Genomic DNA, 14,202 nt, shown 5'->3' with positions numbered 1-14,202 from the left:
GGGAGCGGGGCGTTATCAGGCGACAGACCAGTTCAGGCTTTGGCCGGCAAGAAACGGAATGATGGTTTCTTCGCCTGCGACAATTTCTTCCGGAAACTGTACCGGCTGGCGGCGTAATTCAAGCGTGCCTTCGTTCACCGGTAACCCGTAAAAGCGTGGACCATTCAGCGAGCAGAACGCTTCCAGTTTATCCAGCGCGTTTAATTCCTCGAATACGGTGGCGTAAGCGCTCAATGAGGCCTGCGCGTTGAAGACGCCGGCACAGCCACAGGATGATTCTTTGCGGTGTTTGGCATGCGGGGCGGAGTCGGTGCCGAGGAAGAATTTCTCGCTACCGCTAGCGACCGCTTCGCGCAGAGCCTGTTGGTGCGTGTTGCGCTTGAGGATCGGCAGGCAGTACAGATGCGGACGGATACCGCCCACCAGCATGTGATTGCGATTAAACATCAGATGCTGCGGAGTGATAGTGGCCGCGACAAAACGATCGGCAGACTGCACATACTGGGCGGCTTCGCGAGTGGTAATGTGCTCAAACACCACTTTCAACTCCGGGAACTGCTGGCGCAGCGGCTCCATGATGCGCTCGATGAAACGGGCTTCGCGATCGAAAATGTCGACTTCCGGATCGGTGACTTCGCCATGAACCAGCAGCGGCATGCCCAGTTTTTGCATCGCTTCCAACACCGGGTAGATGGTTCTGATATCCGATACGCCGTGGCTGGAGTTGGTGGTGGCATGCGCCGGATAAAGCTTGGCGGCGGTAAATACGCCTTGCTGATAGCCCGAAATAATTTCGTTTTTGTCCAGTGACTCCGTCAGGTAACAGGTCATCAACGGCTGGAAGGTCTCGCCGGCTGGAACGGCGGACAAAATCCGCTGCCGATATGCTTCAGCCTGGGCCGCGGTGGTAACGGGCGGCGTCAGATTCGGCATCACGATCGCTCTGGCGAAAAGTCTGCTGGTATAGGGCAGTACAGCCTTGAGCATCTGATCGTCACGCAGATGAAGGTGCCAGTCGTCAGGACGACGAATCTTCAGAACATTCGGCAAGGGGGTCATGGAAAAACTCCGGCGGTCGGTAAATAACGTCCCTGAAACAGGGAGTGATATGGCGGGGGGTAAGCATAAGCGGAAAGTGTAGCGAATGCATCCGTTTGTTGTGAAAAGGTTGAAATTAGCCTGTAGTTGGCGTTTTATGGTTGGATATTCAATCGGTTGTTATATTCATGGAGTATTATGATGGAAATTCGTATCGTCGCCAGCGTTCAGGCTAAGCCGGAGTTCATTAACGATGTTGCGGCAGCTGTCCGGCAGGTCGTTGCGCCGAGCCGTCAGGAAGCCGGTAATCTGCAGTATGAGTTGCATGAAGAGCTGAACAAAACCGGTTCGTTCGTGTTCTTTGAACGCTGGAAAAGTCAGGAAGCTATCAACGAGCACGAGCAGACTGCGCATTTTCGCGCGCTTGTCGCTCAACTGGAAGGCAAGATCGATGGCATGGACATTAAGTTGCTGCAGACGATTGCCTGAAAAAATAATGCCCGTCATAGACGGGCATTCAATGGGAATAAGCACCCGCCGAAGCGAGGTGCTTTTTTTATATTATTCCACCGGCCGTGTCGCCGGCGCGCTGGCTTGATTCGCGGCAGCATGACCACCGGCAGAACCTTTACCGGTGAAGGCAAATGCCGGGCGCTGCCAGTCGCTGACGCGCGGTGCGTCTGGAACATATGCCGGCGCAGGTGCGCGAGTCATCGGCGCGGCGGCGTGGTGCTGGCGGGCCGACACCACGGTCGTGGCTTCGGCTGGTGCCGGCGCGGCGACAGGTTCCTGAGCGGCTGACGCATTCTCAACCTGTACCGGCTCGTGAATCACCTGCGGTTGTTCAGTGACCTGCGTTTCGGCTGGTTCGCTGCTGGTTGTCGCGTCGCTGTCAGCAACAACAACCTCGGCAGCAACAACCGCGACGGGAGCCTCTTCGGTCGCTTCTTCAACAAGAACAGCCGTTTCCGCGGGCTGTGGTGCCGGCGCCTGTATTTCCTGAGACTGAGGAGCCTCTTCCTGCACGTTGGCGTCGAGATCCTGAGTCGCTTCGCTCGACACGGTTTCTTGCTGCGTCGGGGCGGATACTACGGCTGGCGTTTCCGTCGCCGGGGCGCTTGCCGGAGCCGTATCCAGAACGTCTACCGCTTCCGGGAGCGTAGCAACCGCTACTGCCGCCAGTTCCGGTGCGACGAAAAGCGGAGCATCAATGGACTCGGATACCTGCTCTTCTACCAGTTCTGGCTGTTGCGGCTGGGCAACCGGATAACGAATCCAGACTTTGCCTGAGGCCATTTCCGGTGAGGCTGACGCCTGTGCCATCGGCATCGGCGACTGCGCCGGATAGCGTTCATCGCGGTAACGACGACGACGCTGACCGCTGACTCGCAGATGGCGCGGCGAACGGCGAGAGCGACGCGGCAGACCATTTTCACGGTTGCTTTCAGCCGCGTCATTTTCCGTATCAGCTCCCTCAGCAGCCAATGCGACAGGTTCAGTCACTTCAACCACGGACGGTTCCTGAACATATGGAACGGCGGGAAGCTGCGCTTCGGTATTCTCTCCTGTGGCATCGCTGTCCTGAACCCGCACTTTCTGGGTCAGTTGGCGACGTTGACGACGCTGCATCACCTGTGCCGGTTTTTCCTGCTCGGCACCGGCGTCTTCGGCGTCGGCAGCCACGGTGTTCAGTTCTTTAACTTCGCTCTGCGCCTGACGTTTTTCTTCCTGACGACGGCGTTGACGCTCGGCACGCTGCTCACGACGTTGTTCATCACGCGCGGCTTTGTCTTGTGCAGAGGCTTCCGCTACCGGCGCGGTTTCGGTGTCGGCGTTCTGCGACGGCGTGCGCTTGTTACGGCGCTGTTCGTCACGCTCGCGCGGCTCGCGATTGTCGCGGGTGCGTTCGCGACGACCGGATTGACGGCGGTTGTTTCGGCGTTCCTGCTTTTGTTCCTGCTCATCGGATGCCGCTTCGACAGTTTCAGCCGGTTTGTCTTTGGCGTCGGCCGGCGCGGCAAAGATGCCTTTCAGCGCGCCGACAAGACGACCGAACAGACCGCGTTCGGAAGAAACCGGTTGTTTTTCCGTTTTCGGTGCGGCAACCACCGGGGCTGGCTTGGTTTCAGCGGGCGGGATGTCCGACATGGTGAAGGACGCCAGAGCCGGCTGTTCCGGTACCCGACGTTCGGACACCTGCTCCTCCGTCGAAGGCTGTGATTCGACATCCAACAACTGAGGCAACATATAGCTCAGGGTCTGCTTTTCTTCGCCTTTGCGGACACGCAGTACGGAGTAGTGCGGGGTTTCCATACCGTCATGCGGTACGATAATGGCGCGAACGCCTCCCTGACGTTTCTCAATCGCGTTGACCGCTTCACGTTTCTCGTTAAGCAGATAAGACGCGATGGGCACGGGAACGATAGCGTGGACTTCTTTGGTGTTCTCTTTCAGCGCCTCTTCTTCAATCAGACGCAGGATCGACAACGACAGCGATTCATTATCACGGATGGTGCCAGTGCCGTTACAGCGCGGGCAGACGTGGTGACTGGATTCGCCCAGTGACGGGCTCAGACGCTGACGGGACATTTCCAGCAGGCCAAAGCGGGAAATACGGCCGATCTGGATGCGGGCACGGTCCTGACGCACCGCGTCACGCAGGCGGTTTTCCACTTCGCGCTGATGGCGGACCGGGGTCATGTCGATGAAGTCGATGACGATCAAACCGCCCAGGTCGCGCAAGCGCAGCTGACGGGCAATCTCATCCGCCGCTTCCAGGTTGGTGTTAAAGGCGGTTTCTTCAATGTCGCCGCCGCGGGTCGCGCGGGCGGAGTTGATATCAATGGCGGTCAGCGCTTCGGTGGTGTCGATAACAATCGAGCCGCCGGAAGGCAGACGCACTTCACGCTGGAAAGCGGATTCGATCTGCGATTCGATCTGATAATGGCTGAACAGCGGGATCTCGCCGGTATACAGCTTGATTTTACTGCTGAAGTCCGGGCGCCCCAGCGCAGAGATATGCTCTTTGGCCAGCTCCAGAATTTTGGGGTTATCGATCAGGATTTCGCCGATGTCCGGACGCAGGTAATCACGGAACGCGCGGACGATAACGTTGCTTTCCTGATGGATCAAGAACGGCGCCGAACGACCTTCCGCCGCTTTCTTGATCGCTTCCCAGTGTTTCAGGCGAAACGCCAGATCCCACTGCAGCGCGTCGGCGGACTTGCCCACACCGGCGGTACGGACGATCAAGCCCATACCGTCCGGCAGTTCCAGCGAGCCAAGCGCTTCTTTTAATTCGGTACGGTCATCCCCTTCGATACGGCGGGAAATACCGCCTGCTCGTGGGTTGTTCGGCATCAGCACCAGATAGCTGCCGGCCAGACTGATGAACGTGGTCAGCGCGGCGCCTTTGTTACCACGCTCCTCTTTGTCCACCTGAACGATGACTTCCTGGCCTTCACGAAGCACATCTTTGATGTTCGGGCGGCCATGCGCATTGTAGTTGCTGGGGAAGTATTCGCGGGCGATTTCTTTGAGAGGGAGAAAGCCATGTCGCTCTGCGCCATAATCTACAAAAGCGGCTTCAAGGCTGGGTTCTATGCGGGTGATCTTGCCTTTGTAAATGTTTGCCTTTTTCTGTTCATGACCGGGGCTTTCAATGTCCAGATCGTAAAGCCGCTGACCATCAACCAAGGCAACACGCAACTCTTCCTGCTGAGTTGCGTTAATCAACATTCTTTTCATCGTACTTAACTCGTTATTTTTACTTGCATTATTGATAGAGCTGCGGATGAACGGAGGCATGACCGGAGGGGACCGATGGCCTCGTGTCTTATCGCAGGGGCGTCAACCTCACGGTTGTCGCCTGCATAGAGGCGCATGTTTCGGTAGCCTGTATTTCCTGATGGAATACAGCGCATTTACTGCGGGAACAGCTTCTGAAAATAGGTTGCCAGATCTGATTCCATATGCCGGCCAAGCTGCAAACCACAGCTCGCTAACTGCCTGATTATTCAATACGTCTTACGCCATTGCTGCGTTTATGAGTAATCCGGCAAAGATAATAATTCCGCAATTTCCCTTGTTTGACCGGAAATCAGCACGGAAAGCCAAAGCATTATTCCATTGCTGATACGTCGATAGCAAGGTGACTTTGCCTGTCAATATAAAGTTTGTTGTGCTGTTTTTAACCAAACTGATGCCAGTTGATGCTGAAATCAGTCGGGGTGCGAACAGTAACAATATCTTCATAAGCCAGACTGACAGTTAAGCATAGAAAAAGATGTGGCGCTATCGGTGTGTGCTATTTAGAATCCGCCTCCATGAAAACAGAGAACCCAACCGTACAGTTTCTGACGATTTCCGCCGAGGAAGCCGGCCAGCGAATCGACAACTTTTTGCGCACCCGGCTGAAGGGCGTGCCGAAAAGCATGATTTATCGCATCCTGCGCAAAGGCGAGGTGCGGGTGAATAAAAAACGCATCAAGCCGGAGTACAAGTTGCTGGATGGCGACGAAGTGCGCATTCCGCCGGTGCGTCAGTCGGAGCGTGAAGAACCGACGGTTTCCGCCAGCCTGGATAAAGTCTCGGCGCTGGCTGATTGCATCCTTTATGAAGATGATTATCTGTTGCTCCTGAATAAACCGTCGGGCACGGCGGTGCATGGCGGTAGCGGGCTCAGCTTCGGCGTGATTGAAGCGCTTAGAGCGTTGCGCCCTGAAGCGCGCTTCCTGGAACTGGTTCACCGTCTGGATCGTGACACTTCCGGCGTGTTGCTGGTGGCTAAAAAGCGCTCGGCGCTGCGTTCGTTGCACGAGCAGCTGCGCGGCAAGGGGATGCAAAAGGATTATCTGGCGCTGGTCCGCGGCCAGTGGCAGTCGCACTGTAAGGCGGTGCAGGCGCCGTTGTTGAAAAATGTGCTGCAAAGCGGCGAACGCATCGTCCGGGTTAATAGTGAAGGAAAGCCGTCTGAAACGCTGTTTAAGGTAGAAGAACGGTTCGATTGCGCTACGCTGGTGCGCGCCAGCCCGATTACCGGGCGAACCCACCAGATTCGCGTTCACACCCAATATGCTGGGCACCCGATAGCGTTCGACGATCGTTACGGCGATCGTGAGTTCGACGCCCAACTGGCGGATACCGGCCTCAAACGCCTGTTCCTGCATGCGCAGGCGCTGCGTTTTGAGCATCCTCACACCGGTGAGACGCTGCGTATTGAAGCGCCGCTTGACGCCGCCTTACGTCATTGTCTGCAAGCTTTGCGGCAGCGCCAGAAATAAGCTGGCGCCGCGTCCCTGACTACCCGCAGGGACGCGGTTCGCACCTCGCGATCATCACGGTAATAACGGATTCACGCCTTCCTCTCGCAATAATTCCAGCAGTGTAATCAGCGGTAAACCGACCAGGGTATTGGGATCCCGGCCGGATAACCGGTCAAACAGCGCGATGCCAAGTCCCTCGCTTTTAAAGCTGCCGGCGCAGTCAAAAGGACGTTCGCAATCGACATAGCGTTCGATTTCACGTGTGCTGAGCGTACGGAAATACACCTCGAACGGCTCTACCACGCATTGCAGACGTGCGGTTGCGCTGTTGAGCAAGGCCAGTCCGGTATAAAAAGTGATGCACCGTCCGCTGGCCTGTTGCAATTGGCGTATGGCGTTTTCCCGGGTGTGAGGTTTACCGGTGATGACGCCCTCCAGCACACAGACCTGATCGCTGCCGATGATAAGATTATCGGGGTATCGCCCGGCCAGCTCGCGGGCTTTACCGATCGCCAGTCGGCTGACCAGTTCGCCGGCGCTTTCGCCGTCGGCCGGTGTTTCATCGATATCAGGCGCCGCGCAGACAAACGGTAGCCCCAGTTTTTCCAGCAGGGCTTTGCGGTAGAGAGAGGTGGAAGCAAGGACAATTCGGGTCATAAATGCAAACCAGGTCATAGCGTAATCAGAGAATGCATTTTAAACTGTCTGCCGCTTTGGAAGCGAATTTGGGTGTGCGAAGGCAAATTTGGGTGAAAGCACTGACATCGCCACCTTTTTCTTTGACTCTCCGTCGTTACGACGTTAATATGCGCGCCCTATGCAAAAGGTAAAATTACCCTTAACCCTTGATGCGGTTCGCACTGCTCAAAAGCGTTTAGATTATGTTGGTGTCTATGCGGCTGAACAGGTGATGCGTGTTGCCGAATCAGTGGTTAGTGTGGACAGTGATGTGAATACGACGCTGTCGTTCAGCATTGACAGCCAACGGCTGGCGGTGATTGATGGACAGGCTGATGTGACGGTGACGTTGCTGTGTCAGCGCTGCGGCAAGCCTTTCGAACATCAGGTCCACGCCACGTTCTGTTTTAGCCCGGTCATCAGTGATGAACAGGCCGAAGCCTTGCCGGAAGCGTATGAACCTATCGAAGTCAATGAGTTCGGTGAGGTTGATTTGCTGGCGATGGTTGAAGATGAGCTTATCCTCTCTTTGCCCATTGCGCCGGTGCATGATTCTGAACACTGTGAAGTGTCCGAAACGGATATGGTGTTTGGTCAGTTACCCGCCGAGGCGGAAAAACCGAATCCATTTGCCGTATTAGCCAGTTTAAAGCGTAAGTAATTAAGGAGTAAGGTCCATGGCCGTACAACAGAATAAACCTAGCCGTTCCAAACGTGGTATGCGTCGTGCTCACGATGCGCTGACCACTTCCGCTGTATCCGTAGATAAAGTTTCCGGCGAAACGCATCTGCGTCACCACGTCACTGCGGATGGTTACTACCGCGGTCGCAAGGTTGTTGCCAAGTAATTCCTGCGATTTAGCAAGGAAACACTTTGACGCGCCTAACCTTGGCGTTAGATGCAATGGGCGGGGACTTCGGTCCCTGCATTACAGTGCCTGCAGCATTGCAGGCACTGGCTTCTAATCCAGACCTCCATTTGCTGCTGGTTGGCGACCCTTCTGCGCTTACTCCATTACTCGCTAAAGTCGATTCCCCTTTATTTTCCCGTTTGGAAATCGTGCCGGCTGAATCGGTAATAGCTGGCGATGCGCGTCCATCCCAGGCTATTCGTGCCAGCCGGGGGACATCTATGCGTATCGCTCTGGAGTTGATCAGGGAAGGGCGAGCGCAGGCCTGCGTTAGCGCAGGCAATACCGGCGCATTGATGGGGCTGGCGACATTATTGATCAAACCCATTGAGGGCATTGATCGTCCGGCATTGGTGACAATGCTGCCCCATCAGCAGCACGGGAAAAGCGTGGTGCTGGATTTGGGCGCGAATGTTGATTGCGACAGCGCAATGTTAGTGCAGTTCGCCGTGATGGGATCCGTCATGGCGGAAGAAGTGCTCGGATTGCAGAATCCGCGCGTAGCGTTGCTGAATATCGGTGAAGAAGAGAGCAAGGGGCTCGCTAGTATCCGGGGCGCAGCGGCGCAATTGAAAACCATGCCTTCGATTAACTATATCGGTTATCTGGAAGGCAACGAATTACTGACCGGCAAAACGGATGTGATGGTCTGTGACGGTTTCGTGGGAAACGTCACGTTGAAAACCATGGAAGGTGTAGTGCGAATGTTTCTGTCTCTCCTGAAGGGCTCGTCCGGCAGGGGAGAAGGTCGGCAAGCACAGCCATGGTGGTTGAAATTTTTAGGGCGCTGGCTGCAACGGCGTCTGGCCAGGCGGTTTGGACACCTGAACCCTGACCACTATAACGGCGCATGTCTGTTAGGATTACGTGGAACTGTCATAAAAAGCCACGGTGCAGCAAACCAGAATGCGTTTGCTGTTGCAATTGAACAGGCGATGCAGACGGTGCAGCGGCAACTCCCGGAGAGGATTGCGTCGCGACTAAAGGCTGTATTACCCAAGAGTGACTGAGCGTACATGTATACAAAGATTCTCGGAACGGGAAGCTATTTGCCCGAACAAATCAGGACGAACGCTGATTTAGAAAAAATGGTGGATACGTCGGACGAATGGATCGTCACACGTACCGGTATTCGCGAACGCCGCATTGCTGCTCCAGGTGAAAGCGTTGCCTCCATGGGGTACCGTGCCGCGCAGAACGCGCTCGACATGGCGGGAGTCGACAATAATCAGGTCGGCTTGCTTATCGTCGCGACCACGTCGTCCAGCCATGCTTTCCCCAGTTCGGCCTGTCAGATCCAGCAGATGCTGGGCATTAAAGACACGATCGCTTTTGATCTTGCCGCCGCCTGCGCGGGATTCGCCTATGCATTGAGCGTGGCCGATCAGTATGTGAAAAGCGGCGCGGTGGATTACGCACTGGTCATCGGTTCCGATGCCTTGTCCAGAACGCTCGACCCGGCCGATCGCGGTACTCTGATTCTGTTCGGCGACGCCGCCGGCGCTGTCTTGCTGGGCCGCTCGGAAGAGCCGGGAATCCTTTCCACGCACCTGCACGCAGATGGTCGCTATGGTGATCTTCTGACATTGCCTTATGCGGATCGACAAGAACCGCAGCCTGCTTATTTGACGATGGCGGGCAACGAAGTATTTAAAGTCGCCGTAACGGAACTGGCCCATATTGTCGAAGAAACGCTGGATGCGTCCGGCCTGAATAAAAGCGAACTCGACTGGCTGGTCCCTCATCAGGCAAACCTGCGTATTATCAGCGCCACCGCTAAAAAACTGGGCATGGGCATGGATAAAGTGGTGGTGACGCTGGATCGTCACGGTAATACGTCCGCCGCTTCCGTTCCTTCCGCACTGGATGAGGCCGTCCGCGATGGTCGTATCCAGCGCGGTCAGTTGATTTTGCTGGAAGCGTTTGGCGGCGGCTTTACCTGGGGCTCTGCTCTGATTCGTTTTTGATTTATCAGGACGTATGACTATGACGAAATTTGCAATGGTATTTCCCGGTCAGGGTTCCCAGTCGGTGGGTATGTTGGCTGAACTGGCTGAAAAATTCCCGCTGATCAAAGAAACGTTTGACGAAGCCTCCTCGGTTCTGGGATATGATCTGTGGCAGCTTTCCCAGCAGGGACCGGCGGAAGAACTGAACAAGACCTGGCAGACCCAGCCGGCGTTGTTAACGGCGTCAGTCGCTCTGTGGCGCCTCTGGCGGCAACAGGGCGGCGCGTTGCCGACGCTGATGTCCGGCCATAGCCTGGGTGAATATTCTGCGCTGGTGTGCGCCGGCGTTCTGGATTTCAAGCAGGCGGTCAGCCTGGTTGAACTGCGCGGCAAACTGATGCAGGAAGCGGTACCGGAAGGGACTGGCGCAATGTATGCCATCATCGGTTTGGATAATGATGCGATTGCCGCGGCCTGTGCCGAAGCGGCGCAAGGTCAGGTGGTGTCGCCGGTCAATTTCAACTCGCCGGGGCAGGTGGTTATTGCCGGTAACAAAGAAGCGGTTGAGCGCGCGGGCGCAGCCTGCAAAGCTGCGGGCGCGAAACGCGCATTGCCGTTGCCGGTCAGCGTACCTTCTCACTGCGCGCTGATGGAGCCGGCGGCCCGTAAGCTGGCCGACGCGCTGGAAGCGATCACCTTTAATGCGCCGGACGTACCGGTGGTCAATAATGTGGATGTTCGCGCTGAATCCGCGCCGGAAGCGATTCGCAGCGCGCTGGTGCGCCAGTTGCATAACCCGGTCCGTTGGACGGAATGTGTCGAATACATGGCCGCGCAGGGTGTGGTTACCCTGGTGGAAGTCGGTCCCGGCAAGGTGTTGACCGGGCTGACCAGACGAATCGTTGATAGTCTCACGGCAACGGCGATTAATGATCCTGCTTCCTTATCGGCAGCGCTTGAACAGTAAAAACGGTGAAGATAATGAATTTTGAAGGAAAAATTGCCCTGGTGACGGGCGCAAGTCGTGGCATCGGTCGGGCGATTGCCGAGACGCTGGCTGCCCGCGGCGCTACCGTAATCGGTACGGCCACCAGCGATAAAGGGGCGGCGGATATCAGCGAGTGGCTGGGGCCGAAAGGCAAAGGCTACGCGCTGAACGTGACGGATAGCGCCTCGATTGAAAGCGTTTTAGCCAGCATCAAAGAAGCGTTTGGCGATATTGATATTCTGGTGAATAACGCCGGTATTACGCGTGATGATCTGATGATGCGTATGAAAGACGACGCCTGGCAGGAAGTGCTGGATACCAACCTGAGCTCCGTTTTCCGACTGTCCAAGGCGGTGTTGCGCGCCATGATGAAAAAACGTTTTGGTCGCATCATCACCGTAGGGTCTGTCATCGGTTCCCGCGGCAACGCTGGTCAGGCCAACTATGCCGCCGCCAAGGCTGGACTGGTTGGCTTTAGCAAATCGCTGGCGCAGGAAGTGGCGTCTCGCGGCATCACCGTTAACGTGGTGGCGCCGGGCTTTATCGAAACCGATATGACGCGGGCATTGACAGAAGAACAGCGTGTGGGCATTTTGGCGAATGTTCCTGCCAACCGTCTGGGTGATGCGAAAGAAATCGCCAGCGCTGTAGCGTTTTTAGCCTCTGATGAGGCGGGTTACATTACTGGCGAAACATTGCATGTCAATGGTGGCATGTATATGATCTGATAAGCAACACCGTAATTTGCGTTAATTTGCAGCGAAAACTGCAAAAAGCACAAAATCTTGGTTCGACCAGTCTTGATTTTGTTGCATCTTTTTCAACATTTTATACACTACGAAAACCATCGCGAAAGCGAGTTTTGATAGGAAATTTAAGAGTATGAGCACTATCGAAGAACGCGTTAAGAAAATCATCGTTGAACAGCTGGGCGTTAAGCCGGAAGAAGTCGTGAACAATGCCTCTTTCGTTGATGACCTGGGCGCTGATTCTCTTGACACTGTTGAACTGGTAATGGCATTGGAAGAAGAATTCGATACCGAGATCCCAGACGAAGAAGCTGAGAAAATCACGACTGTTCAGGCAGCCATCGATTTTATTCAGGCTAATCAGCAGTAATCGAACATATCTAGGCGGTCGCTCGACCGCCTAAGTTTTCTTCTACCTCAGTATCATTTTTTTCCCTCCCTGGAGGATCAGCGTGTCTAAGCGTCGAGTAGTTGTGACTGGTCTGGGCATGTTATCTCCTGTCGGCAATACAGTAGCGTCAACCTGGAATGCTCTGCTTGCCGGTCAGAGTGGCATCAGCCTGATTGATCATTTCGATACTAGTGCCTATGCAACGCGTTTTGCTGGCTTAGTAAAAGACTTTAATAGTGAAGATTTCATCCCGCGCAAAGAAGCGCGCAAGATGGATGCCTTCATTCAATACGGGGTTGCAGCCGGCATTCAGGCCATGCAGGATTCAGGCCTTGAGGTGACGGAAGCCAATGCGAGTCGTATCGGAGCCGCTATCGGGTCGGGTATTGGTGGTCTGGGGCTGATTGAGGAAAACCATGGCGCGCTGGTGCATGGTGGCCCGCGTAAAATCAGTCCGTTCTTTGTGCCGTCCACCATTGTCAACATGGTCGCCGGACACCTGAGCATCATGTTCGGCCTGCGTGGTCCAACTATTTCCATTGCCACCGCATGTACTTCTGGTGTGCATAACATCGGCCACGCTGCGCGTATTATCGCGTATAACGATGCCGATGTTATGTTGGCCGGCGGGGCGGAAAAAGCCAGTACGCCGCTGGGTGTCGGCGGATTCGGCGCAGCGCGCGCCCTGTCGACCCGCAACGATAACCCGCAGGCGGCAAGCCGTCCGTGGGACAAAGATCGCGATGGCTTCGTGCTGGGCGACGGCGCCGGCATTCTGGTGCTGGAAGAGTATGAGCATGCCAAAAAGCGCGGAGCGAAAATCTACGCTGAAATCGTCGGTTTTGGCATGAGCAGCGACGCCTACCATATGACGTCTCCGCCGGAAAATGGCGCTGGCGCAGCGCTGGCGATGGAAAACGCCTTACGTGATGCAGGTATTACCACGGAGCAGGTGGGTTATATCAATGCGCACGGTACGTCCACGTCGGCGGGTGATAAAGCCGAAGCGCAAGCGGTGAAATCGGTTTTCGGTGCGGATACCCGCGTGCTGGTCAGCTCGACCAAATCCATGATCGGTCACCTGTTGGGTGCGGCGGGCGCGGTGGAGTCGATCTTCTGTATTCTGGCGCTGCGTGATAAAGCTGTTCCGCCAACCATCAACCTGGATAATCCGGATGAAGGCTGTGATCTGGATTTCGTGGCGCACGAAGCTCGTCAGGTGGCCAATATGGAATACACGTTGTGTAACTCCTTTGGTTTCGGCGGCACCAACGGTTCTGTGGTGTTCCGCAAAGTCTGATGCGATGCTTTAATGAAGAGCCCGGTTCTGCCGGGCTTTTTTTTGTCTGACTGAAAATCGGATATTGCCGCTTGCCGGACGCCCAGACGACTGACAGGCTTGCACCCTGGCCGAGGAGACGAATATGTGGTGGATTGACGGAAAAGCGGAGCAATGCCTGCCGGTATCGGATCGCAGCGTACAGTTTGGCGACGGCTGCTTTACCACGGCCAGGGTTGTGAACGGCCGTATTGTATGGCTGGAGCGACATATTCGGCGATTGCAGCAGGCGGCGGAAAAACTGTTGTTGCCCGACCCGGACTGGCAGCAACTGAGCGACGAGATGCAGCAGGCCGCCGAAGGCCGGGCTGACGGCGTGGTAAAAGCCATCATCAGTCGGGGCAACGGCGGTCGCGGCTACAGCCCGGCGGGATGCCACAAGCCGGTACGTATCGTTATGCAGGCGGCGTACCCGCAACATTACGTTCAATGGCGTCAGGACGGCATCCGACTGGCGCTGAGCCCGGTTCCGCTGGCGCAGAGCGCCTGGCTGGCGGGGATAAAGCACCTGAACCGGCTGGAACAGGTGTTCATCCGCATGCATCTTGAACAGTCCGGCGCTGATGAGTCGCTGGTGCTTGACACCTCCGGGGCGCTGGTGGAATGCTGTGCGGCTAATTTATTCTGGCGCAAGGGAAAGCGGGTTTTCACGCCGGATGTATCGCTTGCCGGCGTTGACGGCGTCGCGCGTCGGCATATTATGGCGCTGTTGTCGGCATCGGCGTTTGAACTGCATGTGGTGACGGAACCGCTGGAAACGCTGGCGGACGCAGACGAAGTGCTGGTGTGCAATGCGTTGATGCCGGTGATACCCGTGAACCAGGCGCATAGCTGGTGTTATCGCTCACGAGAGTTGTTCGACTTTCTGAGCCCTAACTGTGAGTCATGATGTGTT

At 55.8% G+C, this 14,202-nt stretch carries 14 protein-coding genes; 11 read left to right on the top strand and 3 right to left on the bottom strand.

The genetic code is table 11. From position 1 onward, the window contains the following. Positions 1 to 15: 15 nt before the first annotated feature. Complete coding sequence (gene pyrC / locus DXX3274_RS13640; protein ID WP_042860228.1) at positions 16 to 1,059, bottom strand: dihydroorotase; 1,044 nt, start codon at positions 1,057 to 1,059, stop codon at positions 16 to 18. A 180-nt stretch (positions 1,060 to 1,239) separates the two neighbouring features. Here pyrC and DXX3274_RS13635 point away from each other — a divergent pair, with 180 nt between their 5' ends. Beyond that, positions 1,240 to 1,527: a putative quinol monooxygenase gene (locus tag DXX3274_RS13635; protein WP_033111932.1), complete on the top strand. Its 288-nt coding sequence runs from the start codon at positions 1,240 to 1,242 to the stop codon at positions 1,525 to 1,527. A 72-nt stretch (positions 1,528 to 1,599) separates the two neighbouring features. Here DXX3274_RS13635 and rne read toward each other — a convergent pair whose 3' ends face one another. Next, the gene (rne, locus tag DXX3274_RS13630) at positions 1,600 to 4,785 is read right to left on the bottom strand and encodes a ribonuclease E (RefSeq protein WP_042860227.1); all 3,186 of its coding nucleotides are present in this window, start codon (positions 4,783 to 4,785) and stop codon (positions 1,600 to 1,602) included. Between the two features lie 578 nt (positions 4,786 to 5,363). Here rne and rluC point away from each other — a divergent pair. Further along, on the top strand, positions 5,364 to 6,320 hold the full coding sequence (gene rluC / locus DXX3274_RS13625; protein ID WP_042860226.1) for a 23S rRNA pseudouridine(955/2504/2580) synthase RluC: 957 nt from the start codon (positions 5,364 to 5,366) through the stop codon (positions 6,318 to 6,320). Between the two features lie 54 nt (positions 6,321 to 6,374). On the opposite strand, the gene DXX3274_RS13620 is transcribed toward rluC, so the two are convergent. Next, the gene (locus DXX3274_RS13620) at positions 6,375 to 6,959 is read right to left on the bottom strand and encodes a nucleoside triphosphate pyrophosphatase (protein ID WP_042862118.1); all 585 of its coding nucleotides are present in this window, start codon (positions 6,957 to 6,959) and stop codon (positions 6,375 to 6,377) included. A gap of 160 nt (positions 6,960 to 7,119) precedes the next feature. Between DXX3274_RS13620 and yceD the strand changes: the two genes are divergently transcribed. The 9 genes from yceD (at position 7,120) to pabC (ending at position 14,196) form a co-directional block, all read left to right on the top strand. Beyond that, the gene (gene yceD, locus DXX3274_RS13615) at positions 7,120 to 7,641 is read left to right on the top strand and encodes a 23S rRNA accumulation protein YceD (protein ID WP_042860225.1); all 522 of its coding nucleotides are present in this window, start codon (positions 7,120 to 7,122) and stop codon (positions 7,639 to 7,641) included. A 16-nt stretch (positions 7,642 to 7,657) separates the two neighbouring features. Continuing rightward, positions 7,658 to 7,828 (top strand): 50S ribosomal protein L32, encoded by a 171-nt coding sequence (rpmF, locus tag DXX3274_RS13610; protein ID WP_012769343.1) that lies wholly within the window; start codon positions 7,658 to 7,660, stop codon positions 7,826 to 7,828. A 26-nt stretch (positions 7,829 to 7,854) separates the two neighbouring features. After that, a complete protein-coding gene (gene plsX / locus DXX3274_RS13605; RefSeq protein ID WP_042860223.1) occupies positions 7,855 to 8,901 on the top strand; it encodes a phosphate acyltransferase PlsX in 1,047 nt (348 codons plus the stop codon). Positions 8,902 to 8,907: 6 nt separating this feature from the next. After that, entirely contained in the window at positions 8,908 to 9,858 is a 951-nt protein-coding gene (locus DXX3274_RS13600) for a beta-ketoacyl-ACP synthase III (RefSeq protein ID WP_042860222.1), read from the top strand. Between the two features lie 19 nt (positions 9,859 to 9,877). Beyond that, positions 9,878 to 10,807, top strand: coding sequence for an ACP S-malonyltransferase (gene fabD / locus DXX3274_RS13595; RefSeq protein WP_042860221.1), 930 nt, complete (start codon positions 9,878 to 9,880; stop codon positions 10,805 to 10,807). 14 nt (positions 10,808 to 10,821) lie between these two features. Continuing rightward, complete coding sequence (gene fabG / locus DXX3274_RS13590) at positions 10,822 to 11,556, top strand: 3-oxoacyl-ACP reductase FabG (RefSeq protein ID WP_042860220.1); 735 nt, start codon at positions 10,822 to 10,824, stop codon at positions 11,554 to 11,556. A gap of 154 nt (positions 11,557 to 11,710) precedes the next feature. Further along, a complete protein-coding gene (gene acpP / locus DXX3274_RS13585; protein WP_012765204.1) occupies positions 11,711 to 11,947 on the top strand; it encodes an acyl carrier protein in 237 nt (78 codons plus the stop codon). An 82-nt stretch (positions 11,948 to 12,029) separates the two neighbouring features. Further along, positions 12,030 to 13,268 carry a beta-ketoacyl-ACP synthase II gene (gene fabF / locus DXX3274_RS13580; protein ID WP_038668017.1) on the top strand — a complete coding sequence of 413 codons (1,239 nt, stop codon included), beginning with the start codon at positions 12,030 to 12,032 and terminating at the stop codon, positions 13,266 to 13,268. Positions 13,269 to 13,392: 124 nt separating this feature from the next. Next, positions 13,393 to 14,196: an aminodeoxychorismate lyase gene (pabC, locus tag DXX3274_RS13575; protein WP_042860218.1), complete on the top strand. Its 804-nt coding sequence runs from the start codon at positions 13,393 to 13,395 to the stop codon at positions 14,194 to 14,196. Positions 14,197 to 14,202: the final 6 nt, after the last annotated feature.

The sequence above is a fragment of the Dickeya sp. NCPPB 3274 genome, assembly GCF_000406205.1.
In the GTDB taxonomy this organism is placed as follows: Bacteria; Pseudomonadota; Gammaproteobacteria; order Enterobacterales; family Enterobacteriaceae; genus Dickeya; species Dickeya fangzhongdai.
This window is presented reverse-complemented; position numbering and strand designations above follow the sequence as displayed.